Here is a 26,161-nt window from a genome sequence, read left to right as displayed (position 1 = left end):
TGCCCGCTGCCCAAAATGGCTGGAATGGTCGGAAGCCGTACCAGGGGTGGGGGCGCTCTCCATGTGTGACCGGTCGTCACCTCTGCTTCATGGGCGAACGAGTTCGAGAATGTGAGCACCGGTGAAGAAGCGCAGTGAGACTCCCGGCGATCCCCATGTTCCGGGCGGCCGCAGCGTACGGGTACGGAACCGCCTCGTGGCCGGTGTCGCCCTGGTCGGCGTCACCGTCATCGGCGCCGGGGCGCCCGGTGTGCTCGCGACCTCCGCGGACCTGTCGGAGTCGCAGGGCCTCGTCACCCTCGCCGAGCTGAACCGGCAGGCGGTCACCCTCGCCCACTCCCTCGCCGACGAGCGCGACGAGGTCACCGCGTACGTCGCCGCGGGCCGCGGCGGCGCCGCGGGGGGCGGCTCCGGCGGCGCGGACGGCTCCGGCGAGGGCGCGGACCGCGCGAAGCCCGCCCCGCCCGGCGCCCACGGCGCCCGCGTGGACCGGCAGATCGAGGAGATCCGGGCCGCCGCCCCCGACGACGTGCGCCGCGCCCTCGCCGACGTCCCCTCCCTCCGCCGCACCGCCCTCGCCGGCGACGGCACCGCGCTGGCCGCCCACCGCGCGTACACCGAGGTCATCGACAAGCTGCGGGCCCTCGCCGCCCGGCTCGCCGACCGCACCCCCGCCCGCGCCGCCGACGGCCCCGGCCGCGCCCCCGCCGAACTCGGCCAGGCCGTGGAGCAGGCCTCCGCCACCCGCGGACTGCTCCTCGCCGCGCTCGCCGTGCCCGACCGGGGCGGCAGCGGACGCACCGTGTACGACCCGGCCAGCGGCCGCTACGTCACCGAGGAGGACCCCGGCGCGGGAGCGGCCGCGCGGGTCCGCGACGAGCTGAGCGCCGCCGCCCACCGGGCCCGCGTGCGCGAGCAGGTCTCCCTCGCCGACTTCGAGAGCACCGCCGACGCGACCGCCCGCGAGTCGCTCGCCGCCACCGTCACCGGCCCCGAGGTCAAGGCGGCCGAGGACCACCTCGGCAGGCTCGCCGACGGTCCCCAGCTGAGCCGGGCCGAGCGCAGGACCGACCCCGAGCGGCTGTCCGACGCGCTCACCGCCCGGATCGAGCAGATGCGCGGCGTCGAGTCGGCCCTCGCCACCCGCCAGGTCGAGCGCATGGAGCGGCTCCGCGACGACGACGTCACCGCCCTGGAGCTGCGGATCGCCGTGCTCGGCGGCTGTCTGCTCGTCGCGATCGGCGTCTCGACGGCCGTCGCCCGCACCCTCACCCGCCCGCTCGCGGTCCTGCGCCTCGGCGCCGCCCGGGTGGCCGCCGCGCCGGAGAGCGAGGAGCCGATCCGGTTCACCGGCCGCAACGACGAGTTCGCCCAGGTCGTCCGGTCCCTCAACACCCTGCACGGCAAGCTCCTGGAGCTCGGCGCCCGCGCCGCGCGGGGCGGGGAGCGGGAGACCGCCGAACTGGCCGCCCGCCACGCCGAGCTGCGCGAGGAGACCGAGCGGCTGACCGCCGAGCTGGAGCGGCAGCGGCACGGCGCCCACCACACCTTCGTCAACCTGTCGCTGCGCACGCTCGGCCTCGTCGAACGGCAGCTGACCGTCATCGAGAAGCTGGAGGAGCGCGAGCAGGACCCCGAGCAGCTGTCCACGCTGTTCAAGCTGGACCACATGGCCACGGTCATGCGCCGTCACAGCGAGAACCTGCTGATCCTCGCCGGTCACGAGCACACCCACGCCCACCAGGGGCCGGTCCCGCTGGTCGACGTGCTGCGCGCCGCGGTCAGCGAGATCGAGCGGTACGAGCGGGTCGTCATCGAGTCCCTGCCGCAGCACGCGCACGTGGCCGGCTTCGCCGCCGACGACGTCAGCCACCTGCTGGCCGAGCTGCTGGAGAACGCCACGTCGTTCTCGCCGCCGGAGGCGCGGGTCCGGTTGTCCGGGCGGTCGCTGGACGGCGGCGACCTGATGCTGTCCGTACGGGACGAGGGCATCGGGGTCGACCCGGCGCGCCTCGCCGACCTCAACGCCCGTCTCGCGGACCCGGCGCTCGCCGCCGAGGGCGAGGGCCTCGGGCTGCGGGTGGCCGCCCTGCTGGCGGCGCGGCACGGCGTACGGGTCGAGCTGCGGGCGGAGCCGGACGGCGGGGTGACGGCCCTCGCCGTCCTCCCGCAGGCGCTCCTGCCGGACGCGCCGCCGCCGGCGGGGCCCTCGGTGGCCGCCTTCGCGGAGGGGGTGCCGACGGTCTCCCTGCCGGGGGTGGCGGAGACGGGGTCCGACACGCCGCCGACGCGCGGGGAGGCCGAGGGCGCCCCGGTGGCCGCGGCCGAGACGCCGGACGGGACCGCACCGGCCGCGCTGCGGACCGGCGCCGGGCAGGAGGCCGTTCCCGAGGGGACCGCCGCCGACGACGAGGGTGCCGGGCCCGGGGAGGCCGCCCAGGTGGGCGCCGCGTCCGAGGCGGACGCCGGTCCCGGGAGCGCCTCGTCCGAGGACGTCGCCCACGGGACCGCCGGGCCGGACGCGGAAGACGGCCCGGTGGATTCACCGGCCGGACCGGACGGGCACGACGAGCGGAACGGGTACGACGGACGCGACGGGCACGGCGGGCACGACGAGCCGGACGGGCACGGCGGGCACGGCGGGTACGACGAGCCGGACGGGCACGACGAGCGGAACGGGTACGACGGACGCGACGGGCACGGCGGGCACGACGAGCCGGACGGGCACGACGAGCCGGACGGGCACGGCGGGCACGGCGGGCACGACGAGCCGGACGGGCACGGCGGGCACGGCGGGCACGACGAGCCGGACGGGCACGGCGGGCACGGCGGGCACGACGAGCTGGACGGGCACGACGGACACGGCGGGCACGACGAGCTGGACGGGCACGACGGACACGGCGGGCACGGCGAGCGGACCGGGCCGGAGGGGTACCGGACCGCCACCGCCACCCCCGCCACCCCCGCCACCCCCGCCACCCCCGCCCCCGACGTCCCCGAGGGCGACGCGGCGCAGGGGCCCGCCGCGCACGAGACGACCCTCCAGGTGCGGCTGCCCGAGCCCGACGGGGCGCGGACCGACGGGGCGCGGGAGCACGAGCGGACCACGGACGACGGGGACGGCTGGGAACGGGTCACCGACAAGGGCCTGCCGAAGCGGACGCCTCGGACCGTCGACGCCGGGGGCCCCCGCGCCGAGCGCACCGGCGGGGTGAACGCCGAGGAGCTGCGCCGCCGGCTCGGCGGCTTCCACCGGGGCGCCGAGAAGGGCCGGCGCGACGCCGAGGCCGAGATCACGGCGTCGGAGGAAGCGGCACCAGGAACGGGGAACACCGTCGAGGAGGCACACAGTTGAGTCCGACGACCGGAACCGGCACCCAAGGACTGAGCAGCGAAGCGCGCAACCTGCACTGGCTGCTGGGAAATCTCGTGGAGGAGGTGCCTGGCGTCCGGTCGGTCGCCGTGGTCTCGTCGGACGGCCTGCTCCTGCTGTCGTCCGACCCCGGGGCGGCGGACGCGGGTGCCGGAACCGGCCCCGCCGGCCGCACGCACCGGCCGCACGGTCCCCAGGGCTCCAGCGCCGACCTGGCCACCATCGTCTCCGGCATCGCCAGCCTCACCGCGGGCGCCGCCCGCCTCATGGACGGCGGCGCGGTCAGGCAGACGATGGTCGCCATGGAGGAGGGCAGCGTCTTCGTCATGTCGATCAGCGACGGCTCGCTCCTCGGCGTGTACGCCGCACCCGACTGCGACATGAGCGTCGTCGCGTACCACATGGCCCTCTTCGTGGGCCGCGCCGGGCACGTGCTCACCCCCGAACTCCGCAGTGAGCTGCGCCAGACGATGGAGGGCGACCGATGACGGCGCTGTCCGCCAAGCTGCCCGTGCGCGGCGAGGGCCGCCGGCCCGCCCGCGTCCGCCCGTACTCGCTGACCGGCGGGCGGACCCGCTTCGGGCACGTCCTGCTCGTCGAGACGTTCGTGGCCGCGCTCGAGGCGCCCGAGGGGCGCCCCGCCAGGCCCGGCGGGCGGCTCATGCCGGAGATGCGGGCCATCGTCCAGGTGTGCCGCCGGATGCGGACGGTCGCCGAGGTCTCCGCGCTGCTGCGGATACCGCTGGGGGTCGTCCGGGTGCTGATCAGCGACCTGGCCGACCAGGGGAAGCTGCGTGTGTACGGGACCGGGCACGGCTCCGGCCAGCCCGACCGCGCACTGCTGGAAAGGGTGCTGAGTGGACTTCGCCGTCTCTGAACTCCCGGACGAGGGGGCGCCGGCGCCCTGGCAGCTCGACCCGGAACGGGCACCGATCGCGACGAAGGTCGTCGTCGCGGGCGGCTTCGGCGTCGGCAAGACCACGTTCGTCGGATCGGTCTCCGAGATCACCCCGCTGCGCACCGAGGCCCTGATGACCCAGGCCAGCGCGGGCACCGACGACCTCTCCGCGACGCCGGACAAGGTCACCACCACCGTGGCGATGGACTTCGGGCGGGTCACCCTCGACGACGAACTGGTCCTGTACCTCTTCGGCACGCCGGGCCAGCAGCGCTTCTGGTTCATGTGGGACGACCTGGTGCGGGGCGCGATCGGCGCCGTCGTCATGGCCGACACCCGCAGGCTCACCGACTGCTTCGCCGCGCTCGACTACTTCGAGAGCCGCGGCCTGCCGTACGTGGTGGCCGTCAACCACTTCGAGGGCACCCGGCGCTACGAGGCCGAGGACGTGCGCGACGCGCTGACCGTCCCGGACGGCGTACCGATCGTGATCATGGACGCGCGGGAGCGGTCCACCGTCGTCGGGTCGCTGCTCGCCCTCGTCACGCGCGCCCTGGAGAAGATCCCGGCCTAGCGGCCCCGCCCGGCCCGCGCCGCCCCCGCCCACCGCGCCGACCACGGCGCCGCACGGAAAGAAGCCCTCTCCCATGCGGAAGATCCTCATCGTCGGAGCCGGCCAGTCCGGCCTCCAGCTCGCCCTCGGTCTCCAGGCGCAGGGGTACGAGGTCACCCTGATGTCGAACCGCACGGCCGACGAGATCCGCCACGGGCGCGTCATGTCCACCCAGTGCATGTTCCACACGGCGCTCCAGCACGAGCGGGACCTCGGCCTCGGCTTCTGGGAGTCCCGGGCCCCCCGCATCGAGGGCCTGGGCGTCTCGGTCGCCGGCCCCGACGGCACCCGCGCGATCGACTGGGTGGGCCGGCTCGACGGCTACGCCCAGTCCGTCGACCAGCGCGTGAAGATGGCCGGCTGGATGGAGGAGTTCGCCCGGCGCGGCGGCCAGCTCGTCATCCACGGCGCGGCCGTCTCCGACCTGGACTACTTCTCCCGCGCCTACGACCTGGTCCTCGTCGCCGCCGGCAAGGGCGAGCTGGTGTCGATGTTCGAACGGGACGCCTCCCGCTCCCCGTTCGCCGAGCCGCAGCGGGCGCTCGCCGTGGCGTACGTCCACGGCCTCGGCCCGCGCCCCGAGCACCCCGAGTACGACGCGGTCCGCTGCAACCTCGTGCCCGGCGTCGGGGAGCTGTTCGTGATGCCGACCCTCACCACCGGCGGCCGCGCCGACATCCTCTTCTGGGAGGGGGTCCCCGGCGGCCCGCTCGACGTCTTCCGGGGCGTCAGGGACCCGGCCGAGCACCTGGAGCTCACCCTGCGGCTGATGGAGCGCTTCACGCCCTGGGAGCACGCCCGCGCCACCAAGGCCGAGCTGACCGACGAGGGCGGCACCCTCGCCGGCCGGTACGCCCCGACCGTCCGCAAGCCCGTCGGGCGCCTCCCCGGCGGCGGTCTGGTCCTGGGCGTCGCGGACGTCGTCGTCGCCAACGACCCCATCACCGGCCAGGGCTCCAACTCCGCGGCCAAGTGCGCCGCCAGCTACCTCGCGTCGATCGTCGACCACGGCGACCGGCCGTTCGACGAGGCGTGGATGCGGGCGACGTTCGACCGCTACTGGGAGACCGCCCGGCACGTCACCAAGTGGACCAACGCGATGCTGGGCGTCCCGCCGGAGCACGTGCTCCGGCTGATCGGCGCGGGCGAGCGGCTCCCCGCGGTCGCCCACCGCTTCGCGAACGGCTTCAACGACCCGGCCGACTTCGAGGACTTCCTGTACGAGCCGGAGAAGACCGCAGCCTTCCTGGAGTCCGCCGCCGCGGCGTGACCCTCACGCCCCGCCGCCCCCGAGGTCCGGCGGGGCGTACGACGCCAGGGGCGGGGCCCCGGCGTCGGGCCGGACGGCACCCAGCACCGGGTGCACGGTGAGCGGCGCCACGGCCACGGCGGCGCCGGGCCGGGGCACGTGGAGGACCCGGCCGCCGCCCGCGTACAGCGCCACGTGGGTGGCCTCCGGGAAGTACACCACCAGGTCGCCGGGGCGCAGCGACCCCAGCGGCACCTTCGGGAGCGTCCGCCACTGCTCCCCGCCGGTGGACGGCAGCGTCCGGCCCGCCGCCGCCCACGCCCGCGCGGTCAGCCCCGAGTCGCCGGGGACCCCGGGGGCCTCCGGGTACGCCTCGCCGAGCAGGCCGGCCGCGTACGCGACGGCCTCGGCGCCCTCCGCGGAGGGCGCCCCCTCCGCGTCCGGCGCCCCGGGGGCCGGCGGGCCGCTCCGTGCCGGGTCCGCCCGGCCGAGTTCCAGCGCGGCCAGCTCGGCGAGCCGTTCCGGCCCCAGCCCGGCCAGGGCCTCCTCCGTCTCCCGCAGCCCCGCCAGCGCGCCGTCGCGCACCCGCTGCCGCGCGGCGGCCAGGGCCCGGGTGCGGTCCAGCGCCCGGCGCGCCGCCGCCGCGACCGCGCCCGCCCGCCTCTCGCCGCCCTCCAGCCGGGCCACCGCCGCCGCCCGCTCCCGGGCCAGGCGCCGCAGCAGCAGGGTCTGGTCCAGGGCGTGGTCCAGGGCGTGCTCCGGGTCCCCGGTGAACAGCAGCCGCAGTGCCGGGGGCGGTTCACCGCGGCCCCGGTACTGCGCCCGGGCCAGCCGCCCGGCCGCGTCCCGGGCCTCCGTCAGCGCGTCGCGGGTGCGCGCCAGGTCCCCGCCGAGCCGCCGCGCCGCGGCGGCCTGCGCGGCCAGCTCCTCACCGGCGGCCTCGTACGTCTCCCCGGCCGCCTCGGCCTCCCGGTAGAGCCGCTGGAGGCGGGTCAGCAGCTCGGACACGGACTCGCCCTCGGCGCCCGCCGGCGGCGCGGGCGCGCCGAGCACCAGCGACGAGGCGAGCGCGAGCACGGCCGCGCCCCTGCGGAACGTCATGCCACCACCTCCGGTCGACGGGAAGATGATGGATCATCAGACGAAGGGAGGAAACGACGAATGGGCCGACCGGCCCCGTGCGGTCACCGGACCGGGGGAACCGCCCCCGCGCGGCGCCGGGGGCGGCTACGCGGACCGGCCCGGCGCCCCCGCCCCGCCCCCGGCCGGGACCACGGCCACCGCGGCACGCGCCGCTCGCGGCCGGCGGGCTCGTACACGTACTTCCAGCCGCGTTGCAGCCCGAGCCGCTTCGTGTACCCGGCGGGCACGCGGCGGTAGGCGTGGACCGCGGGCGGGCCGCCGCCCCCGTCGGGGACGGGGACCTCGTACCACTTCGGCGGGTGCCCCGTCGGCCCGGTCGGCACCGGCAGGACGCGACCGTCGAGGGGGCCGCCGGAGAAGGGGGTGTTCTCGGTTCGCACCCCGCCAGTCTCACAGCAGGTGCGAGGCCCCGCCCACCACGGGCGCCACCCGGCGGGCCAGCGTCCCCACGGGGCCGTCCGCCCTCTCCAGCGCCGGCATGCCCGCCACCGCCCGCGCCGTCCGCGGCTCCGTCGCCGCGGTGGCGGCCAGCAGGGCGACGAGGTGGTCGACGAGCCAGCCGCGCAGCTCCTCCGCGGGCGGCCGCTTGCCCTCGTCGAGCCGGATCAGCGAGGCCGCCTCGACGGACGCGATCCAGGTCCGCACCATCAGCCGCCCCCGGGGGACCGGCCATCCGCAGCCGACGTGAAGGAGCCCGCCCGTGTCGACGCTCGACCTGTACGCCGACGACCCGGGGTCCGCGGGCTGGGAGGTGCCCGCCTCCGGGGCCGCCCGCTTCTCCTGGGAGTACGACGAGGGCCGCGACCGGCTCCTCGCCCTCTGCCGGAAGGGCAAGGACAAGCAGTGGGACGGCGCCCGGCGCATCGACTGGGACCCGGAGGCGGACCCGTACGACCCCCTCGGGATCCCCGACGAGGCGATGACGGTCCACGGCACCCGCCACTGGGCGAAGACGTCGGAGAAGGACCGCGGCGGACTGCGCCGCCACTACGCGTCCTGGCAGTTCCGCCAGTTCCGCCACGGCGAGCAGGGCGCGATGGTCTGCGCGGCCCGCATCATCGAGGCCGTCCCCGACACGGACGCCACGTTCTACTCCGCCACCCGGGCGATGGACGAGGCCAGGCACGCCGGGGTCTACGGCCGCTTCCTGCACGAGAGGATCGGGACGCTCTACCCGATCAACGACCACCTCCGGTCCCTGCGCGGCGACACCCTCCGCGACTCCCGCTGGGACATGCCGTACCTCGGCGTGCAGGTCCTCATCAAGGGCCTGGCCCTCGCCGCCTTCGGCGTGATCCGCGACACGACCGACAAGCCGCTGCCCAAGCAGATCCTCACCTGCGTGGTGCAGGACGAGGCCCGGCACGTGGCGTTCGGCCGGATGGCCCTGCGCGACCACTACCGGCGGCTGACCGACGCCGAACCGCGCGAGCGCGAGGAGTTCGTCATCGAGGGCTGCCACCTGACGCGCGACCGCCTGCGGGGCGTCGAGGTGCTGGAGGACTTCGGCATCCCCCGGCGCGAGGCCGAGGAGATGTCGGAGCGCTCGGAGTCCCTGCGCCTCTTCCGGAAGCTGCTGTTCGGCCGGATCGTGCCGTGCGTCAGGGACATCGGCCTGCGGGGCGAGCGGCCGCAGCGGGCCCACCTCGACACGGGCGTCCTCGACCCGGGCGACTCCGACCTCGACCTGCTGATGTCCCAGGACGAGGAGGCCGCCGAGCGGCTCGACGCGGAGCGGTTCGCGGCCGAGGAGGCGCAGCGCGTCGCGGGGGTCGCCGAGGCGATCGCCGAGGGCGGGACCGAGGGGTGATCCGGCGGGGCGGCGCGCCCGGCCGGGTCCGGCCCGGGCGGGCGGCGCGTCAGCCGTCCCGTCCCGGCGCGAGCGCCGCCTCCATCACGGCCCGGGCGATCGGCGCCGCGCTGCCGCCGCCGCTGATCTCCTCGCGCCGCGCCTCGGCGTCCTCCACGACCACCGCCACCGCGACGGCCGGCCGGGCCGCGTCCGCCGCACGGGCCCAGCCGATGAACCAGGCGTACGGCGTGCCCTGGTTGCCGACGCCGTGCTGGGCGGTGCCCGTCTTGCCGCCGACCTCGGCGCCCTCGACGGCCGCCCTGCTGCCCGAGCCCCGCTCGACCGCGTCGACCATCATCTCCCGCAGCAGCCGCGCCGTCGGCGGGGTCATCGCCCGGGCGTACGTGCTCCGGGGCGTCCGCCCGACGAGGCCGCCGTCCGCCGTGGTCGTCGACTCGACCAGGCGGGGGCGGGCCAGCTCCCCGTCGTTGGCGACCGCCGCCGCGACCATCGCCATCTGCAGCGGCGTCGCCCTCGTGTCGTACTGGCCGATCGCCGACAGCGCCAGCCGGTCCGGGGACATGTCCGTATCGAAGTTGGAGCGCGCCACGCGTGACGGGACGCGCAGGCCGGGGTCGTTGAAGCCGAACGCGCGCGCCGTCCGGAGCATCCGCGGCAGGCCGACCTCCACCCCGAGCCGCGCCAGCACCGTGTTGCACGACCAGCGCAGCGCGTACGCCAGGGAAGCGTCGTCGCAGCCCTTCGCCTCGTTCGGCAGCGTCGTGCGCGTGCCGGGCAGCCGGTACGGGTCGGGGGTGCCGCTCGGCGCGTGCACGTCCGTGACGACGCCCGCGTCCAGTGCCGCCGCCGCGGTCAGGATCTTGAAGGTGGAGCCGGGCGGGTACGTCTCGTGCAGCGCCCGGTTCAGCATCGGCCGGCCCGGCGCGGTGTTGAGCCGCGCCCACGCCGTGGCCACCTCGCTGCCCGTGCCGGACAGCAGGCCGGGGTCGTACGACGGGCTGGACACCAGGGCCAGGATCCGGCCGCTGGACGGCTCCAGCGCGACGACCGCGCCCCGCCGCCCCGCCAGACCCCGGTACGCGGCCTGCTGGAGGGCGGACCTGACGGTCGTGGCGACGTGGCCGCCGGGGCCCGTGCCGCCCCAGGAGGGAAGCGGGGAGAGGCGCGCGCTGGTGCCGGAGAGGACGGCGTCCTCGGCCTCCTCCACGAGCGTCGTGCCGTACGTCTGCGAGACGTGGCCGGTGACCGGCGCGTACAGGGGGCCGTCGGTGTACGTGCGCTCGTACCGCAGGAGTTGACCGGTGTCCTGCGAGCCGGTGACCGGGCGGCCCTCGACGAGGATGTCGCCGCGCGGCTGGGAGTACCGGGACAGCACGGCGCGGCGGTTGGCCGGGTTGCCGTCGAACCGGTCCGCCTGGACGAGCTGGACGCGCGCCGTGTTGACCAGCAGGGCCGCGAGGAGGACCAGGCACAGGGCCGCGGCGCGGTGGATGCCCTTGGTCACCGGACGCCCTCCCGCACGGGCGGCAGGTCCACGGCGACCACGGTGAGCGCGGCGGGCCCGGCGTCCGGGGCCGGGGCGCGGGCGGAGTCGCTCAGGCGCACCAGTAGCGCCACCGTGATCCAGTTGGTGACGACCGACGAGCCGCCCTGCGCGAGGAACGGCATCGCCATCCCGGTCAGCGGGATCAGCCCCGTCACCCCGCCCGCGACGACGAAGACCTGGAGCGCCAGGAGCGACGCCAGCCCGGTCGCCAGCAGCCGGCCGAACGGGTCGCGCAGCGCCAGCCCGTGGTGGTAGCCGCGCGCGACGAGCAGCGCGTACAGCAGGAACAGCGCGGTGAGGCCGGCGTAGCCCAGCTCCTCGCCCGCCGTGGCGAGGATGAAGTCCGACTTGGCGGCGAAGCCGATGAGCGCCGAGTGGCCGAGCCCCAGGCCCGAGCCGAACATCCCGCCCGCCGCGAACGCGAACAGCGACTGCGCCAGCTGCCCCGGCCCCCGGCCCGCCTCGATCGACGCGAACGGGTGCAGCCAGTCCTCCACCCGCCCGTGGACGTGCGGTTCGAGCGCCCCCACCGCGAAAGCGCCCGCCGAGGCGAGCAGTAGCCCGACCGCGATCCAGCCGGTGCGCCCCGTCGCCACGTACAGCAGGACCACGAACAGGCCGAAGAACAGCAGCGAGGTGCCGAGGTCCCGCTCCAGGACCAGCACGCCCACACTGGCCGTCCACACCGCGACCACCGGGCCCAGCGCCCGCCCCGGCACGCGGCCCGCGCGCGCGAGCGCGCCGCGGTTCGCGGCCAGGTACGCGGCGAAGAACACCGCGAGCATGATCTTGGCGATCTCGCCCGGCTGGAAGGAGAGCCCCCCGGCCCGGATCCAGATCCGCGCCCCGTTCACGGCGGGGAAGAGGATCGGCACCGCCAGCAGGACGAGCGCGGCGGCCACCGACGGGTACGCGTACCGCTGGAGCAGCCGGTGGTCGCGCAGGCACACCACCACGACCGCGAAGAGCGCCACGCCCAGCGCCGTCCACACCAGTTGCGCGGGCGCGGCCCGGTCGGCGGGGGTCTCCAGGTCGAGTCGGTGGATGAGGACGAGGCCGAGGCCGTTGAGCAGGAGCGCGACGGGCAGCAGCAGCGGATCGGCGTACGGGGCGCAGAACCGCACCGCCAGGTGGCCCGTGAGCGCCAGCAGGCCGAGGCCGGCCCCGTACCGGGCGACGTCGTGCGGCACGGCGCCGCCGTGTGCGAGGCCCACGGCGGCGTAGCCGTACACGGCGCACAGCACGGCGCAGCACAGCAGCGAGAACTCCACGCCGCGCCGCTTGGGGAGGCGCACTCGGGATGGCGGGGACTCCGCCGTCGCTGCGGTCATGCCCCGCAACGTAGCAAGCGATAAGTGATATGTCCCTTATGTCAGACTGCGCCACGCCGTCGCCGCAGCCCTCGCAGCCCCCCGCGACGCAGGCCGGTACTCCGGAAGCGTGAACCGGACCCCCGGCACACCCGCCCGGCCCCGGGCCGCGCCCGCCGGGGCGCGCCTCACTCCGCCGGGGCGCCCAGCGCGCGGCGGCACAGGGAGAGCAGCCGCTCGTCCTCGTGGACGTCGTGGTCCCCGGACGCCCCGGCGGAGACGTTGTGCCGCCGCGTACGGGCGAGTTCGGCGCGTAGCGGCGGCGCGGCCTCCGGCGCCAACCGGTCGACCGGCCCCAGCTCGGCGAGGCACTCGGCGATCTCCGGGCGCGTGTGCCGGTTCTCCCGCCACGCCGCCAGCAGCACCGGCAGGGCCTCCCCGGTGTCCCCGGTCACCCGGCACAGCGCCGTCCCCGCGTCGACGCGCAGCCACACGTCCGGCGCCGCCAGGCACGCCCGCAGCTCCGGCGCCGCCGCCCCGGCCGACCCGCCGAACGCGCCCACCACCCGCGCCGCCGACCGCCGCCCGTGCGCCCCCGGCCCCCGCAGCAGCGCCCGAAGCCGCGGCAGGACCGCCCCGGCGTCGCCCTCCACCGCCCACAGCGCCCGCGCCGCCGCCGTCACCGTCCCGGTGGAGGCGTCGTCCAGCAGGACCCGCACGTCCGCCGCCGCCTCCCGCGCGGCCGGCCCGAACGCCGCGACCGCCCGCAGGACCGACTCCAGCACCCACTCGCGGCGGAACGCCGGCGCCCCGCGCAACGTCCGCAGCACCTCCGGCAGCGCCTCCACCGCCCGCAGCCCCGCCAGCGCGAGCAGCAGCGGGCCCGAGCGCTCGCCCAGCCCGTCGTCGAGCGGCAGCGCGCCCAGTCTGCGGCGCAGCAGCGGCACCAGCGGGCCGCCCGCCTCCGCCAGGTGCGGGATCGCGTACAACAGCCTGCCGTCCGGCTCCGGCTGCTCCAGCGCCCGGGCCAGTGCCGGCACCGCCCGCGCGTCCCCCGCCCGGGCCAGCGCCAGCAGCGCGCTCACCGCGCCGGCCCGGCCGCCCACCCGCTCGGGAACCCACGGCGCCGGGTCCGCGGCCACCCGTGCGGCCAGATCGTCCGCCGCGGGCGCCGCCAACGAGAAGAGCTCCTCCAGCCGGCCCGCCGCCGCCGCCCGCAGCCGCGGCTCCGGGTCGCGCAGTTGCGCCCCCACGAGCCGCACCACCTCGTCGTACGCCCCGCGCCAGGTGCGGACGAGGTTGCCGCACATCCACACCGCGTCGGTCCGCTGCGCGCTGTCGGGGCTGCGCAACTGGGCGGCGACCAGGGCGATGCGGTCGTCGACCCGGTCGTCGAGGGCCCCGTGCAGCGTACGGAGCAGGTCGTCCGCCCACGCCGTGCCGCGCCCCGCCCGCTGCTCCCGCACCTGTCCGAGGAGCGTCGGGGCGGCGGGCCGCAGCTCGGCCGGCTCAACCGGTGGCACGGGGTGCACCGGGCCCGCCGGGGCCGACGCCTCCCGAGCACCGGGCGGGGCCCAGGAGTTGGCCGAATCCCACGGGGTCGAAGCGGTGCCGGGCGCCCCGGGAGCCGTGCCGCCGCCCGTCCCCGGCCGCCCGGCGCCGACGCCGGGCGGCCGGGGACCGGGCAGGCGCAGCTCCGCCAGCAGCCCGGTCACGGTCGGCACGACGTCGCGCGGCAGCCGTCCCGGCGCGCACCGGGCGAGCTGGGCCAGCGCGGCCAGCCGCAGGGCGGGGTCCTGGGCGGCGCCGGAGAGCCAGGAGAGCCAGCCCGCCGTCTCCTGGCGCAGGGACTCGTACCGCAGGGCGATCCTGCCGACCGCCTCCACCAGCGCGAGCCTCACCTCCGTGTCGCGCTCGACGGTGAGCCGCTCCCGCAGCAGGTCCAGCACGCGCACCGGGTCGCCGTGCAGGGAGGCCAGCGCGCCGGGGACCGCGAGCCGCACCTCCCGGTCCCCGTCGCCGACCAGGGCCAGGAACACGTCCGCACCGGCGGCCACGGCCGCCGCGGCCATGGCGTAGTTGGCGGCTCCCTCGAACTCCTCGCCCTCCGGGTCGAGTTCCTGCAGCTCGTCGTCGCCGGACAGGTCGATGCCGCCGATGCTGGCGAGCAACTCCACGACGCAGCCCCGGTCCTGGACGTCCGGGCAGGCCGCGAGCTCCAGAAGGAACGGGATGCACGCCAGCGTCGAGTCGTAGACGTCGCCCTGGTGGTGCACCGTCCCGTACATACCGTCCAGCGCCCACTCGCGCTCCGCCGGGTCGTCGGATGCCAGACCGCGCAGCAGCGCGGGCACGTCGTCGGCCGGGCCGTAGGCATGACCCAGCGAGGCCCAGTCGACCTCGTCGATCCCCGTGAACATGCCTTCCCTCCCCGTGGACCCTGCGCTTGGGGGCAATAGTGCACCACACACCGGGTGGCGATGCCCCGGCAATCGGACACCCCCGGACACGTCCCCGCGGCCCGGCCGCGCCGCTCCCGCCCGCTCGCCCCCGTCCCGTCCCGCCGCCGCCCGCCGGGCTCCGCGGTGGCCGCAGGGCCGGCCCCGCGGGGACCGTGCGGGGGCGCCCGGAGGCTTCCGGCACCACCCCCGTACGGGCCGGTGCCGTCGGTACCGGCCCGGTACCGGCCGCCTACGGCCTGCCACCGCCCCCGTACGGCCCGGCGCCGTCCGGGCGGCCCGCCCGCCGGGGCGGCGCGGCCGGTCCCGACCGTCCCGGGCGCGGTGCGGGCGGTCCTGCACGCCGTGCCACCCCCGGTCCGCAGCGGCACCGAGGGCCGGCCCCGGCCGGTCCCGGTCCCGCCGGTTTCGCCCCGGGACCGACCGGGGCGCGCTCTCCGTTCCCGGCGCGGGCGGTGCCGGCCGGTATGCACACGGCGCCGCGCGCCCCCGGTGGACGGCCGCACCGTCGGGACGCCGTACCGCCACCGCACCGCCGTACCGTCGCGCTCCCCGCTCCGCACCGCCGCCCCGGCCCCGCCGCGGGAAGCCGGAGCCGGGCGGCGGCAGGTCAGTGCGCGGCGGGGGGCGGCGGCGCGCCCCGGCTCACCCGGACGCGGCGGCCCTCGTACTCGGGAACCAGCTCCACCTGCACCTGGTGGGTCGTCTGGCGGTCCACCTGACCGCCCAGTTCGGCCGTCACCACGCCGATGCGCAGCCCGCCGCGGCCCGAACCGGAGCGGTGCACCTGCACCGTGAACTCGAGGTTCACCTTCTCCACGGTGAATCCCAGGGCGCGGCCCTCCGCCTCGTCGCGGGCCTTCTCCAACTCCCCGCGAATCTGCCGCACCACCTCGGCCAGCCCGACGAAGTCCTGTCCGTCCGCCATACACGGCCCCCTGTTCGTGATTTCCCGATCGCCAAGTATGGGGTGGAAGGCACCTCCCGCGTATAGTTTCGCACCATGGTGGCCGACGGGGGTGTCCAAGCCGATCCTTCCTCGAAGACCCCGCCCTGGGCGGTCCGCATCCGGTGGGGGAACGGCGAGATCGCGGGCGCCGGCGTCCTGCTGAGCCCCGACCGCGTCCTCACCTGCGCCCACGTCGTCGCCCCCGGCGCGCCCGTCACCGCCGAGTTCGTCGGCGCGCCCGGCCGCGAGGTCCCCGCCGTCACCGCCCGGGTCGACGGGGACGCGTACGTCCCCGAGACCTGCGACGCGGACGACGACCCCAGCGGCGACGTGGCGCTCCTCCGGCTCGAACACCCCCGGCCCGCCCACGAGACGGTCGCCCTCCGCCGGCTCTCCGCGCCGAACCGCACGGTCCGCATGTACGGCTTCCCCCACGAGCACAACGGCGGGATCTGGTTCCGCGCCACCATCATCGGCGGCTGCGGACGCGACGGGCAGGTCCAGCTCGGCCCGCGGACCCCCGGTGAGACGGCCCGCCCCGGCTGCAGCGGCGCCGGCGTCGTCGACGACCTGACCGGAGAGGTCATCGGCATCGTCCTCACCGCCAAACACGACCGGCACGGCAACGCGTTCTCGTTCATGAGCCCCGCCGAGACCATCGTCCGGCACCTGCCGCAGGTCGCCGCGTGGACCCGCGGCCCCACCGCCGTCGACGACCGGCTCCGCTCCCGCACCGACGGGCCGCCCGCACGGGACCTCGACGAGCCGTTCGCCCAGCGCCTCGCCGCCTGGCTCCGCGGCGACGGGGAACAGGTGGAGATCAGCCTCGTACCGCCCGGGGACCACGCCCGCGCCGCGACCTTACGCCGCGCGATCACCCTCGCCGACCGCGAGTTGCGCACCGCCGCCTCCGTCGGCAGGGCCTCCCTCGACCCGCCCGGCACCGTCCCCTCCGCCGGCGGCCACGACCTGGCCCTCGACGTCACCGGCGTCACCGCCGCCGAGACGGCCGAGCGCGTCGCGGAACGCATGGGCTTGTGGCGGCACCCCGCCGGCCCGGCGGCCGAGCGGATCAGGACCGGGGGCGTCGCCCTCACCCTCGTGGTCGTCGGCGTCGACCGGGCCGCCGACCCGCCCGCCCTCCTCGACCTCCTCGCCGTCCTCCGAGAAGGCGGAAGCCGCCTCCTCCTCGTCTTCCACGAGACCGGCCCCTGCTACGAACGCGCCCGGTCCGACCTGGTCGGCCGGCCCGCCCGGGAGCGCCGCGACCGTCTCGTCACCCGGCTCCGGGAGCTCACCGGGCCGCTCGCCGCGTCCCTCGGCGAGGCCATGGCGACCGTACGGGCCGAGGACCCCGAGTCCGTCCACGAGGCCCTCTACCGGGCCGGCGGCGCCCTCCACATCCTCACCGGCGCCGAGCGGCCGGACCCGCCCGGCGGGGGCCCCGACCTGGCCGCGTTCGAGCGGCTCACCGACCGGCTGGACGCCCGGCTCCGCGCCGCCGCCGGCCGCCTCGACGCCCTGCGCCGCCGCCGCGGCGAGCTCGCCGGCCGGCTCGACGGCTACCACGCCCTCCACCGGAGCCTCACCGGGGGCGCCGAGGACCTGGAGACCGACGCCCTCTACCGCAGCGCCCACCGGCTGCTGCGCGCCCGGCCCTGCGACATGCGCGCCGTCGAGGAGGCCGTCGACGCGTACGTCCGCCTCGTCGAACACGCCGACCGCCCCGGAAGCGAACGGAACCCGCGGGAGCGGGGAGGTGCCACACCGTCATGACGCCATCCGCCCCCACGCCCTGCGCCCGGCCCGGCTGCGCCGGCACGCTCATGGCCACCGGCTTCTGCGACACCTGCCACCGCCTGCCCCCGGCCGGTCCCGCCGCCTCCACCGGCGACCCGGGCCCCACCGGCGGCCCCGGCTCCACCGGCCCCGGCTCCGCCGACCCGCCCGCCGGGCCGGCCCCGCTCGACCGCGACGGCCTCGTCCTCCTTCCGCACATCGCCGCCCCGGACCCCGGCGTCGCCGCCGCCGCCACCGCACGCCCGCCCACCGGCGGCCGCCGCTGCGGCTTCGAGAACTGCACCGGCACCATCGGCATCGGCTACGACGGCGGCCCCGCCCCCGACCACGGCTTCTGCCCCGAGTGCGGACGGCCGTACTCGTTCGAGCCCCGCCTCCGCCCGGGCGACACCGTCGGCGGCCACTACCGCGTCCTCGGCTACCTCGCGGCCGGCGGCCTCGGCTGGGTCTACCTCGCCGAGGACACCGAGGTCCCCGACCACCTCGTCGTCCTCAAGGGCCTGATCAACACCAGCGACGCCGTCGCCCGCCGTGCCGCCGTCGAGGAGCGCCGCTCCCTCACCACACTCCACCACCGGGACATCGTCCGCATCATCACCCACGTCCAGCACCGGGCGCCCGGCGACGACGAGCCGACCGGCTACATCGTCATGGAGTACATAGCCGGCCGCTCCCTCGCCTGGATCACGCGCGCCTCCGACGAGGAGCTGACGGCCGCCTTCGGCCGGCCCTTCGGCATCGACCACGTCCTCACGTACGGCTGCAAGATCCTCGGCGCCCTGGAGTACCTCCACGACCAGGGCCTCCTGTACTGCGACATGAAGCCCGACAACGTCATCCACTACGGCCGCGACATCAAGGTCATCGACCTCGGCGCCATCCGCCGCGTCGACGACCGCGACTCCGGCCTCGTCTACACCCGCGACTACGCGCCGCCGAAGGCGGAGCGCGACCGGCGCGGCTTCCACGTCGACACCGACCTGTACACCGTCGGCTGCACCCTCCGGGCCCTCGCCGCCCGCGCCGCCCCCGCCTCCGGGCTCGCCGACCGCTCCTTCAAGGCGCTCGTCGACCGCGCCACCCGCTCCGAGCCGGCCGCCCGGTTCTCCTCGGCCGCCGAGATGTCCCGCCAGCTGTGGGAGGTGCTGCGCGAGCACCAGGCCCTGACCTGGCACGAGCCCTACCCCGAGCGGTCCACCCGGTTCACGCCCACCGCGGCGCTGTTCGGCTCCGCCCTCGGCACGGTGCCGGACCTCCGCCACTGGGCGGGCGCCGACCCGGCCGGCCCGCGCCCCCTGCCCGCGGCCGCACCGGACCCCCGGGAGGTCCTGCGGGGCCTGCCCACCCCGATCCCGGACCCCGGCGACCCGGCGGCCGTCCTGCTCGGCGGGCTCGCCGCGCACAGCCCCGAACGCGTCGCCGAACGGGCCGGGCGCGACCCGGCGCTGGACACCGTCGAGGCGGCCCTGTGGCTGTGCCGCGCGTACGCGGACCGCGGCGCCCCCGAGGAGGCCGGGCGCTGGCTGGACACGGCCGGCCGGCGGGGCGCCGGCGAGTACGACTGGCGGCTCTCCTGGCACCGGGGCCTCGTCCGCCTCGCGGAGTACCGGGTGCGGGCCGCGGAGGAGGAGTTCGCCGCCGTGTACGCGGCGCTGCCCGGCGAGTGGGCGCCCAAGCTGGCGCTCGGCTACTGCGCCGAGTACCTGAACGCCGAGGCGGAGTGGACGCGGGACTGCTACGAGGCGGTCTGGCAGCGCGACCGCACGCAGGGCAGCGCCGCGTTCGGCCTGGTGCGGGCCCGCCTGCGGGAGGGCGACCGGCGGGGCGCCGTCGCCGTGCTGGACGCGGTGCCCACCACCTCCCGCCACCACGACGCGGCCCGTGTCGCCGCCGTACGCGCCCTGGCCGGCCGACTGCCGGCCGGGCACCGGGGAGCGGGCGCGGCCGGGACCGCGGGCCGCGGGCCCACCGCGCGGGAGCTGCGGGAGGCCGTCGAGCGGCTCGCGGAACCGGGCGGCGCGGGCGACGACCCCGCGACCCGGGAGCGGCTCGTCGCCGAGGTGCGGGAGAGCGCGCTCGCCTGCCGGCCGCCCGGCGGATGGGGGCCCGGCTTCCCGGCGGGCGAGGTGCTCGGCACGGAGGACAGCGTGCCCGCGCTGAGCGGACTGCTCTCCCGCTCCCTGCGGGACCTCGCCGACCGGGCGCGCGACGGCCGCCTCCGCGGCGACCTGCTGGACCGCTCGTACGCGGTCCTCCCGCCGCCGCGCCTGCGGCTCGTACCGGCGGGGCGGCACGGCAAGGGACAGGGCTGAGGGCGCGCACGCGCGACGAGGGGCAGGCGAGGACATGACACCGGGAAGCACCGGGGACGACACGGCGGGCACGACGGCCGGCCTGGAGACCAGCCAGTGGAAGTACCTGCCGGCGCAGGGCCGCGAGCAGGAGATGCACGTCGTGCTGACCGTCCGCGTCGAGGGCACGGGCGGCGCGGCGGCGGAGGGCCGGCCCGGCGGCGGCCCGCTGCTCGCCCAGGTCCTCGTCGTGGACTGCTCCGGCTCCATGACCTGGCCGCAGGAGAAGTTCCGCGCCGCCCGCCAGGCCGCCGCCGCGGCGATCCGGATGCTGCCGGACGGCACGCCGTTCGCCGTCGTCCAGGGCACCGAGGACGCCGTCATGGCGTACCCGGCGCAGGAGCGCATGGCCGTCTCCTCCGCGGAGGAGCGCCGCCGCGCCACGTCGGCCCTGCACGGCCTGCCGGCCGGCGGCGGCACCTGCATCGGCGCCTGGCTCGACCTGGCCGGGCGGCTCCTCGCCGAACGGGGCGCGCCCATCGGGCACGTGCTGCTCCTCACGGACGGCAGGAACGAGCACGACGGCGCCATGCCGCTCGACCGGGTCCTAAACACCTGGGACGGCCGGTTCGTCTGCGACGCCTGGGGCATCGGCGACGGCTGGGACGCCCGCGAACTGCTGCGGATCACCCGGCGGCTGCACGGCGGCGCCGGAGCCGTGCGCGAGGAGTCCGCGCTGCCCGGCGAGTACGAGAGGCTCACCGCCCGGCTGCTCGCCAAGACCGTGCCCGAACTGACCGTCGAGGTCACGCCCGCGCCGGGCACCGCCCTCCGGTACCTCAAGCAGGTGTTCCCCACGGAGGCCGACCTGGAGCCCGCCGGCCCGCTGGAGCCCGGCGGCGCGCACCGCTTCACCACCCGCGCCTGGGGCGACGAGACCCGCCGCTACCACCTGTGCCTCTCCGCCGACCCCACCGGGCGCCCCCGCCACGAGGACCTGCAGCTGGCCGTCGTCGCGCTCGCGCAGCCCGCCGGCCACGCCGTGCGCCTGCCGCCCCCGCGCCCCTGCGTCGTCCACTGGACGGAGGACCCGGCGCTCTCCCGGCACACCGACACCCAGGTCGCCCACTTCCAGCTGTACGCGCAGCTCGGCCAGGCCGTCGCCGCCGCGGCCGACGCCTACCGCCGGGACGACCGCGAACGCGCCGAGCACCACCTCGGCCGCGGCGTCCGGCTCGCCCACACCATCGGCGCGGTCCGGCCCCTCGCCGACCTCCAGCGGCTGGTGGAGGTCGTCGACGCCGCCGCCGGACGGGTCAGGCTCCGCCCCGACCTCGCCCCCGTCGACTTCGAACACCTGATCACCACCAGCAGCCACAGCACGTACGGCCCCGAACCGGACGACGGCGACGCACCGCGGGACCCGGCGACCGCCACCGCCCCCTGCCCGGCGTGCGACGGGCGGGCACCGGTCACCGCCCGGTTCTGCCCCCGCTGCGGCCACCGGCTCCAGGAGCGGCCGTGAGCACCACCGCCCGCGACCTCAGGACCCGCCTCGTACGGCTGGTCGCGCTCGGACTGGCCACGACCCTGGTGGCGTTCGGCGCGTTCCGGGCCGTCCACGACGACGCCGCCCGGCTCGCCGAGTCCAGCTCACCCGGCGTCCTCGCCGTCGACACGGCCCGGTCCGCCCTGGTGTCGGCCCGCGCCGCCGTCCCCGAGGCGGGGCTGGAGGGCGCCGGCTCCGGCACCTTCCACACCCGCGTGTCCGTCGCCCACCAGGCCCTCGCGGTGGCCGCGTCCGAGAACGTCACCGGCGTCGAGGGCCGCCGCACCATCCAGACCGTCACCGGACTGATCGCCGTCTACTCCGGCTGGGTCGAGCAGGCCCACCGCGAGCCCGCCCGCTCCCCGCTGCGCGCCGCCTACCTCCACTACGCCGACCGCGTCTTGGACGCGCCGGAGACGGAGGAGGACATCGCGGGCCGCCTCGCCGACCTGCGCTCCCAGCAGGTCGCGGTGGCCGAGGAGCAGGCCTCCCTCGGCTGGGCGCGCACCCTCTCCTGGACCGCGGCCGCGCTGTTCGCCCTGCTGTGCGCGGCGCTGTGGGAGACCCAGCGGTTCACGAGGCACCGCTTCCGCCGCCTGGCCGACCCGCCGCTGCTCGCCGCGGCGGCGCTGTGGACGACGGGCGCCGCGGTCCTGGCGTGGCTCACCCTCCGTACGCACGGCGGGACGGCGCGCGCGCTCGACGAGCTGAGGACGGCGCGGACCGGCGACGGCGTCGCGGCGGTCGGAGGCCGCGTGGCGGAGCACCTGGCCGGCGTGGACCTGCGCGCGGCCGCGTCCGACCTGATCCTCGTGGGAGGGGTGGCCCTGGTGGCCCTGACAGTGAGCGGCCTGCTGCCGCGCATCGACGAGTACCGCGGTGAGGGACGCCGATGAGGCGGTGGCGCACGCACGTCATCGTCCTGCTCGGCCTGGCGCTCGTCGCCGGCGCCGTGGTGGCGGGCGTCGGGTGGGCGGACCGCCGGAAGGGCTCCGTCACGGTCCTGGGCAACTGGACCGGCACCGACCAGGAGCGGTTCGAGCGGGAGGTGCTGCAACCGTTCGAGGAGGAGCACGGCATCCGGGTCGTGTACCAGGGCAGCTCCGCCGAGAGCCAGGTGCTCGCCGCCGACGTGGCCTCCGGAGCCCCTCCCGACGTGGTCGTCATGCCGGGTCCCGGCGAACTCGCGGCGTACGCGGCGCAGGGCCGGCTCAAGCCCCTGGACGGCCTGTTCTCCCCGGACCACTACGGCCCCATGTGGGTGCCCGAACTGGAGGGCGGCGTCCACTGGGTGCCCGTGAAGACCGACCTGAAGAGCATGGTCTGGTACCCGGGCGCCCTCACGGAGGCCGAGGCCGCCCGTGTCGCCCGGGACCCGGGGGAGTGGTGCCTCGCCATGGAGTCCGGCGCCACGTCCGGCTGGCCGGGCACCGACTGGGTCGAGGACGTCCTGCTCCAGCAGGCCGGCTGGGAGACGTACCAGAAGTGGGCGACGGGCCGGCTGCCCTGGACGGACCCGGCCGTGCTCAAGGCGTGGACGACGTGGGACGACCTGGTCGGCGCGGGCGACCGGCGGCGCGTCGAGCGGACGCTCCTCGCCCCCTACCAGGACCCGTGGAGCGGCGAGCACCGCGCCTGCACGGACGAGCGGCTGGAACACCAGGCGGCGTTCGTCCGCTCCACCCCGCACTGGACGGCGGTGCGCGGCCGGTACGTCCACGCCGGGGCCGTGATCCCGGACGCCCGCCGGGACCTGACGGCGTGGGAGGTCTCCGGCGACCTGGCGGCCATGCTGCACGACACCCCCGAGGCGCGAGCGCTGATCCGCCACCTCGCCGACCCCGGCACGGCCCGGCTGGGTTTCACGGCCAATAGGGCCGTCCCCACGGGCGCGTACGACGCCGACCCGATGACCGCCCGCATCGACGCCACCCTGCGCGGCCGCGGCACGATGCGCTGCTGGGACGCCTCCGACGCGATGCCCCCGGCGATGCGCGACGCCTTCCACCAGGCGGCGCTGCGGTTCCTGGCCGACCGGAGGGAGCTGACGACGCGCCTGGCGGTGCTGGAGGAGGTCCGCCGGCGGCACGGGAGGGCGGCGTGGCTGCCCTCGGCGTGCGGCGACGGCTGAGGCCCGGTCCCCTCCGGGGGCGGTACGCCTCGACGGCCGGGGCCGCCCCTCAGGGGCCGGGCGCGTCCCGGCGGCCGGGGCCCGGGGCTCAGCGCGCCCCGACGGCCCGCCGCAGCGCCTCCCCGGCGAGGCCCACGGCCGCGTCGTGCGTGGCGCGGGCGAGCCTGGCCGGATGGATCGGCCCGCCCTGCGCGAGGTGCCGGTCGTACGGCAGTACCAGCACCGTCACGCCCGGCTCCCGCAGGTGGGCGACGGCCGCCTTCGGATCGAGGGTCATGTCGGGGGTGTTGGACGTCAGCACGACGACGGTGCTGTCGATCGCCCGGCGGTGCGGCAGCCCGCCCAGCCAGTCCAGCACCACCCGCGTGCCGCCCACGCCCTCCGCGGTGCGCGGCGCGACGATCACCCGGGCGTGCGCGGTGTCCATCGCCGTACGGGCCACCTCGCCGGGCAGCGTCTCGCAGTCCACCACGGTCACCGCGAAGTGGCGGCGCAGCGCCAGCGACACCGTCCGGTACGTCGGCACGTCCAGCGGCGGCCCGACCCGCCCCTGGCCGGCGGGGAGCAGCCAGCCGCCGTCGGTGACGGGGACGAGGTAGCCGGTGATGTCGTTCAGGTCCATCCGGGGCGTCAGGATCCGCGCCAGCTCCGGGCAGGACCACCGCACGGACGGGGCGCCCATCCGCACGGCGAGCGTGCCCAGCGCGGCGTCGGCCTCCAGGGTGAGCACCGGGTCGGGCCGGTAACGGGTGAACGTACGCCCCAGCAGCGCGGCGACCGTCGACTTGCCGACCCCGCCCCGGATGGACGTCACGGCGATGACCCGCCCGCTGGGGACCGGCAGCCGCACCTCCCGCCCGCCGCGCCCCTCCTCCACCACCTGCTTGGAGACGGCGGGGGCCAGCCCGCGCAGCGACCGCCCGGCCCGCCGCACCGCCGAGTCGCCGTGCTGGGGCCGCCCGAGGGCGGAGGCGAGCAGCGGGTCGACGGTGGGTACGGATTCGGGCGCGGGCAGGGGCACGTACGGCCTGCGCATCAGGTGGTCGCCGTGGGTCATGCCGTACTCCTAAGCGGGGGTGCCGGGGACACCGGTGGCGAGCGGGGACAGCGCGCGGGAACCCGCGGCCCGGGGCGGACCGCCGCCCTTCCGCGGCCGCGCGCGCCCTCCGGCGCCCGGGGCGCGGAGCGGCGCGCCCGGCGGCACGACGGCCCCCCGCGCGCGCCGGACCCACCCGGCTCCCGTCCCCGCGCACGCCGCGGCGGCCCCCACAACACTCACGCGTTCGAACCTACCATCGGCCACCGCCCGTGCGGAGAAAGGGAAAAGCCGCCGGACGGCGCCGCGGCGGCCGGCCGCGGGGATCGCGCGGAGCCCGCGACCGCGCCCGGCGCGCTCCGCGGAATCCGCCCGCCGCCTCCGCTCCGGCCGGCCCCGGGGCCGGGGCCGACGAGCGCGGGGCCGTGCCGGAGTCGTTCGCGGCCGGACAGGACGGCTTCCCCCGCTCACCCACCCCCTACGGCCACCGGCCCCTCGGAACCGTTCGCCTAGACTCCGGCCTCCGCCTCCCGCACCCGCTCCTCCAGCTCGTCCTTCCTCATCGTCGACCGCCCCTCGACCCCCAGCTCCCGGGCCTTCGCGTACAGCTCGTCCCGGGTCGGGCCCCCGCCGTTCCGGCCGCCGCCGGAGGAACCGGCCTCCCCGCCGTCCCCGCGGAGCGCCTTCCCGGCGAGCTCCTCGGACCGCTGCCCGGCGAACCGCAGCCCGAGCCGGCGCAGTTCCCCGGAGTCCAGGGCCTCGCCGAGCGCGGTGAGCAGGTCCTGCTCCTCCTCCTCGACGTGGTGGCGCACGGCGCCGATCCACTTCTCCAGCTCCTGCTCGAACTCGGAGCTCTCCCAGTCCATCTCCAGGAGCCGCCTGCCCAACCGCTCCGCCTCGTGGTGCTCCTCGGTGGCGTGCCGGGTCTCCTCCTTCTCCCCGGCCTCCTCGACGAGCACCGGGTAGACGTACTCCTCCTCGGCCCGGCTGTGCGCCTCCAGCATGGCCACCGCCAGCGGCAGCGCCAGCGGCCGCGAGCCCTTGTCCTTCTGCATCATCTCCAGGAGACGATCCAGCTCGCGGTGGTCGGTCTTGATCATCTCGATGACGTCATCAGCCATGGCGGACCCTTTCGCGTTCGACGCCCTACGTGCCGAACCGCGTGTTTCCCCGAAGCCCCGAAAGATGCACCGCCGCGGGATCCCCCCGAACGGACCGTCCGGAGGTCCCGCCCCCCGGCGCCCGCCGGCCACGGGGCTCCCGGGCGCCTCGGGAGGGGCACCGCACGACGGGCCGCCGCTCCGACGCCGGGCGGTCGGACACCGCGCGGTGGGCGGACCGGGCCGCCCCGGCCCGTGGAAGGGCCCCCGCCATGCCCGACCGCCGCCGTCGCCGCCCCCGCCGCCCCCGCCGTCCCCCCGCGCCGACGCCGTCACCGGCGTGCCGGGGCGCCCACCGGCGGGCGGGACGTTCCCGCGAAGTCAGTCGAGGAGGGCGATCAGCTCGTTCACCCAGATCCCCGCCATCACCAGGGCTCCCGTCAGGCACCCGGCTCCCACCACGAAGCCGGCGAACCGCCCCTCTCCGGCCTCCGGGACGGTGGGCGCCGGGTCCTCCCCCAGTCCACCGGGCGCCCCAGCGCCTCCGAGCAGGCGGTCCGTACCGCCGCCAGCTGCTCTGCGGCGAACCGGGACGGGGCGAGCGACTCGGGGCCGTGCCAGGCGAGGGCCCTCATCCGCTCCCGGGGCGTCCGGTACCCCGCCTCGAAGGCGGCGGTCTCGTCCGCGTCGCGGTCCTCCTCCAGATACATCCAGCGCCCGGCCTCCGCGGGCTCGCCGTACAGCCGGTAGACCCCGGCCAGCCGGCGGCGGAGCGCCGGGTCGCGGGGGAAGGAGGAGACCAGTCCGCGCAGGCGCTGACGCGCCATGGGCACGCGACCGGCCGCCAGGTCCGCGTCGACTCGGGCGAGGGTGGCTGTCAGAGGCATGTGGACATGATCGG

General features: G+C 77.2%; 19 protein-coding genes and 2 pseudogenes. 11 read left to right on the top strand and 10 right to left on the bottom strand.

All coding sequences use genetic code 11. The features are described 5' to 3' along the window. Window positions 1-196 precede the first annotated feature (196 nt). From LUW75_RS06100 to LUW75_RS06080, 5 genes are all read left to right on the top strand, one after another. On the top strand, window positions 197-3,355 hold the full coding sequence (locus LUW75_RS06100) for a sensor histidine kinase (protein ID WP_462933696.1): 3,159 nt from the start codon (window positions 197-199) through the stop codon (window positions 3,353-3,355). After that, the gene (locus LUW75_RS06095; protein WP_250334706.1) at window positions 3,352-3,861 is read left to right on the top strand and encodes a roadblock/LC7 domain-containing protein; all 510 of its coding nucleotides are present in this window, start codon (window positions 3,352-3,354) and stop codon (window positions 3,859-3,861) included. Before LUW75_RS06100 ends, LUW75_RS06095 begins: the two co-directional genes overlap by 4 nt. Beyond that, the gene (locus LUW75_RS06090; RefSeq protein WP_250334705.1) at window positions 3,858-4,250 is read left to right on the top strand and encodes a DUF742 domain-containing protein; all 393 of its coding nucleotides are present in this window, start codon (window positions 3,858-3,860) and stop codon (window positions 4,248-4,250) included. The genes LUW75_RS06095 and LUW75_RS06090 overlap by 4 nt, the downstream gene beginning before the upstream one ends. Then, entirely contained in the window at window positions 4,231-4,845 is a 615-nt protein-coding gene (locus LUW75_RS06085) for a GTP-binding protein (protein ID WP_250334704.1), read from the top strand. Before LUW75_RS06090 ends, LUW75_RS06085 begins: the two co-directional genes overlap by 20 nt. 73 nt (window positions 4,846-4,918) lie before the next feature. Further along, window positions 4,919-6,154, top strand: coding sequence for a styrene monooxygenase/indole monooxygenase family protein (locus tag LUW75_RS06080; RefSeq protein ID WP_250334703.1), 1,236 nt, complete (start codon window positions 4,919-4,921; stop codon window positions 6,152-6,154). Between the two features lie 3 nt (window positions 6,155-6,157). On the opposite strand, the gene LUW75_RS06075 is transcribed toward LUW75_RS06080, so the two are convergent. From LUW75_RS06075 to LUW75_RS06065, 3 genes and pseudogenes are all read right to left on the bottom strand, one after another. Further along, window positions 6,158-7,234, bottom strand: a complete 1,077-nt coding sequence (locus LUW75_RS06075; RefSeq protein ID WP_250334702.1) for a C40 family peptidase — start codon at window positions 7,232-7,234, stop codon at window positions 6,158-6,160. An 83-nt stretch (window positions 7,235-7,317) separates the two neighbouring features. Then, window positions 7,318-7,656 carry a hypothetical protein gene (locus tag LUW75_RS06070; RefSeq protein WP_250334701.1) on the bottom strand — a complete coding sequence of 113 codons (339 nt, stop codon included), beginning with the start codon at window positions 7,654-7,656 and terminating at the stop codon, window positions 7,318-7,320. 10 nt (window positions 7,657-7,666) lie between these two features. After that, window positions 7,667-7,969 (bottom strand): annotated as a pseudogene (locus LUW75_RS06065) (TetR/AcrR family transcriptional regulator); the annotation flags it as partial. Between the two features lie 7 nt (window positions 7,970-7,976). On the opposite strand from LUW75_RS06065, the gene LUW75_RS06060 reads away from it, so the two are divergent. After that, window positions 7,977-9,086 carry a ferritin-like domain-containing protein gene (locus LUW75_RS06060; RefSeq protein WP_250334700.1) on the top strand — a complete coding sequence of 370 codons (1,110 nt, stop codon included), beginning with the start codon at window positions 7,977-7,979 and terminating at the stop codon, window positions 9,084-9,086. Window positions 9,087-9,135: 49 nt separating this feature from the next. Here the strand turns inward: LUW75_RS06060 and LUW75_RS06055 are convergent, their stop codons facing one another. The 4 genes from LUW75_RS06055 to LUW75_RS06040 all read right to left on the bottom strand — a co-directional run bounded on the left by LUW75_RS06055 (window position 9,136) and on the right by LUW75_RS06040 (window position 15,332). Continuing rightward, window positions 9,136-10,593, bottom strand: coding sequence for a penicillin-binding transpeptidase domain-containing protein (locus LUW75_RS06055; RefSeq protein ID WP_250334699.1), 1,458 nt, complete (start codon window positions 10,591-10,593; stop codon window positions 9,136-9,138). Next, on the bottom strand, window positions 10,590-11,966 hold the full coding sequence (locus tag LUW75_RS06050) for an FtsW/RodA/SpoVE family cell cycle protein (RefSeq protein ID WP_250334698.1): 1,377 nt from the start codon (window positions 11,964-11,966) through the stop codon (window positions 10,590-10,592). The genes LUW75_RS06055 and LUW75_RS06050 overlap by 4 nt, the downstream gene beginning before the upstream one ends. Window positions 11,967-12,133: 167 nt before the next feature. Then, the gene (locus LUW75_RS06045; RefSeq protein ID WP_250334697.1) at window positions 12,134-14,365 is read right to left on the bottom strand and encodes a PBS lyase; all 2,232 of its coding nucleotides are present in this window, start codon (window positions 14,363-14,365) and stop codon (window positions 12,134-12,136) included. Between the two features lie 649 nt (window positions 14,366-15,014). After that, the gene (locus LUW75_RS06040; protein WP_250334696.1) at window positions 15,015-15,332 is read right to left on the bottom strand and encodes a trypco2 family protein; all 318 of its coding nucleotides are present in this window, start codon (window positions 15,330-15,332) and stop codon (window positions 15,015-15,017) included. Window positions 15,333-15,407: 75 nt separating this feature from the next. On the opposite strand from LUW75_RS06040, the gene LUW75_RS06035 reads away from it, so the two are divergent. The 5 genes from LUW75_RS06035 to LUW75_RS06015 are packed head-to-tail and all read left to right on the top strand — an operon-like array spanning window position 15,408 to window position 23,124. Next, on the top strand, window positions 15,408-17,129 hold the full coding sequence (locus LUW75_RS06035) for a S1 family peptidase (RefSeq protein WP_250334695.1): 1,722 nt from the start codon (window positions 15,408-15,410) through the stop codon (window positions 17,127-17,129). Further along, on the top strand, window positions 17,126-19,465 hold the full coding sequence (locus tag LUW75_RS06030; RefSeq protein ID WP_250334694.1) for a tetratricopeptide repeat protein: 2,340 nt from the start codon (window positions 17,126-17,128) through the stop codon (window positions 19,463-19,465). Before LUW75_RS06035 ends, LUW75_RS06030 begins: the two co-directional genes overlap by 4 nt. A gap of 34 nt (window positions 19,466-19,499) precedes the next feature. Next, window positions 19,500-20,969 (top strand): VWA domain-containing protein, encoded by a 1,470-nt coding sequence (locus LUW75_RS06025; RefSeq protein ID WP_250334693.1) that lies wholly within the window; start codon window positions 19,500-19,502, stop codon window positions 20,967-20,969. Beyond that, window positions 20,966-21,889, top strand: a complete 924-nt coding sequence (locus LUW75_RS06020; RefSeq protein ID WP_250334692.1) for a hypothetical protein — start codon at window positions 20,966-20,968, stop codon at window positions 21,887-21,889. The genes LUW75_RS06025 and LUW75_RS06020 overlap by 4 nt, the downstream gene beginning before the upstream one ends. Continuing rightward, window positions 21,886-23,124, top strand: a complete 1,239-nt coding sequence (locus LUW75_RS06015) for an extracellular solute-binding protein (RefSeq protein ID WP_250334691.1) — start codon at window positions 21,886-21,888, stop codon at window positions 23,122-23,124. The genes LUW75_RS06020 and LUW75_RS06015 overlap by 4 nt, the downstream gene beginning before the upstream one ends. Before the next feature lie 88 nt (window positions 23,125-23,212). Here the strand turns inward: LUW75_RS06015 and LUW75_RS06010 are convergent, their stop codons facing one another. The 3 genes and pseudogenes from LUW75_RS06010 to LUW75_RS06000 all read right to left on the bottom strand — a co-directional run bounded on the left by LUW75_RS06010 (window position 23,213) and on the right by LUW75_RS06000 (window position 26,147). Continuing rightward, window positions 23,213-24,181 carry a type VII secretion protein gene (locus LUW75_RS06010; RefSeq protein ID WP_250334690.1) on the bottom strand — a complete coding sequence of 323 codons (969 nt, stop codon included), beginning with the start codon at window positions 24,179-24,181 and terminating at the stop codon, window positions 23,213-23,215. A gap of 488 nt (window positions 24,182-24,669) precedes the next feature. Further along, the gene (locus LUW75_RS06005; protein ID WP_250334689.1) at window positions 24,670-25,281 is read right to left on the bottom strand and encodes a hemerythrin domain-containing protein; all 612 of its coding nucleotides are present in this window, start codon (window positions 25,279-25,281) and stop codon (window positions 24,670-24,672) included. Window positions 25,282-25,641: 360 nt separating this feature from the next. Continuing rightward, window positions 25,642-26,147, bottom strand: a pseudogene (locus LUW75_RS06000) (DUF6584 family protein). Between the last annotated feature and the right edge of the window lie 14 nt (window positions 26,148-26,161).

Origin of the sequence: Streptomyces sp. MRC013 (genome assembly GCF_023614235.1) — a bacterium.
Taxonomy (GTDB): domain Bacteria; phylum Actinomycetota; class Actinomycetes; order Streptomycetales; family Streptomycetaceae; genus Streptomyces.
This window is presented reverse-complemented; position numbering and strand designations above follow the sequence as displayed.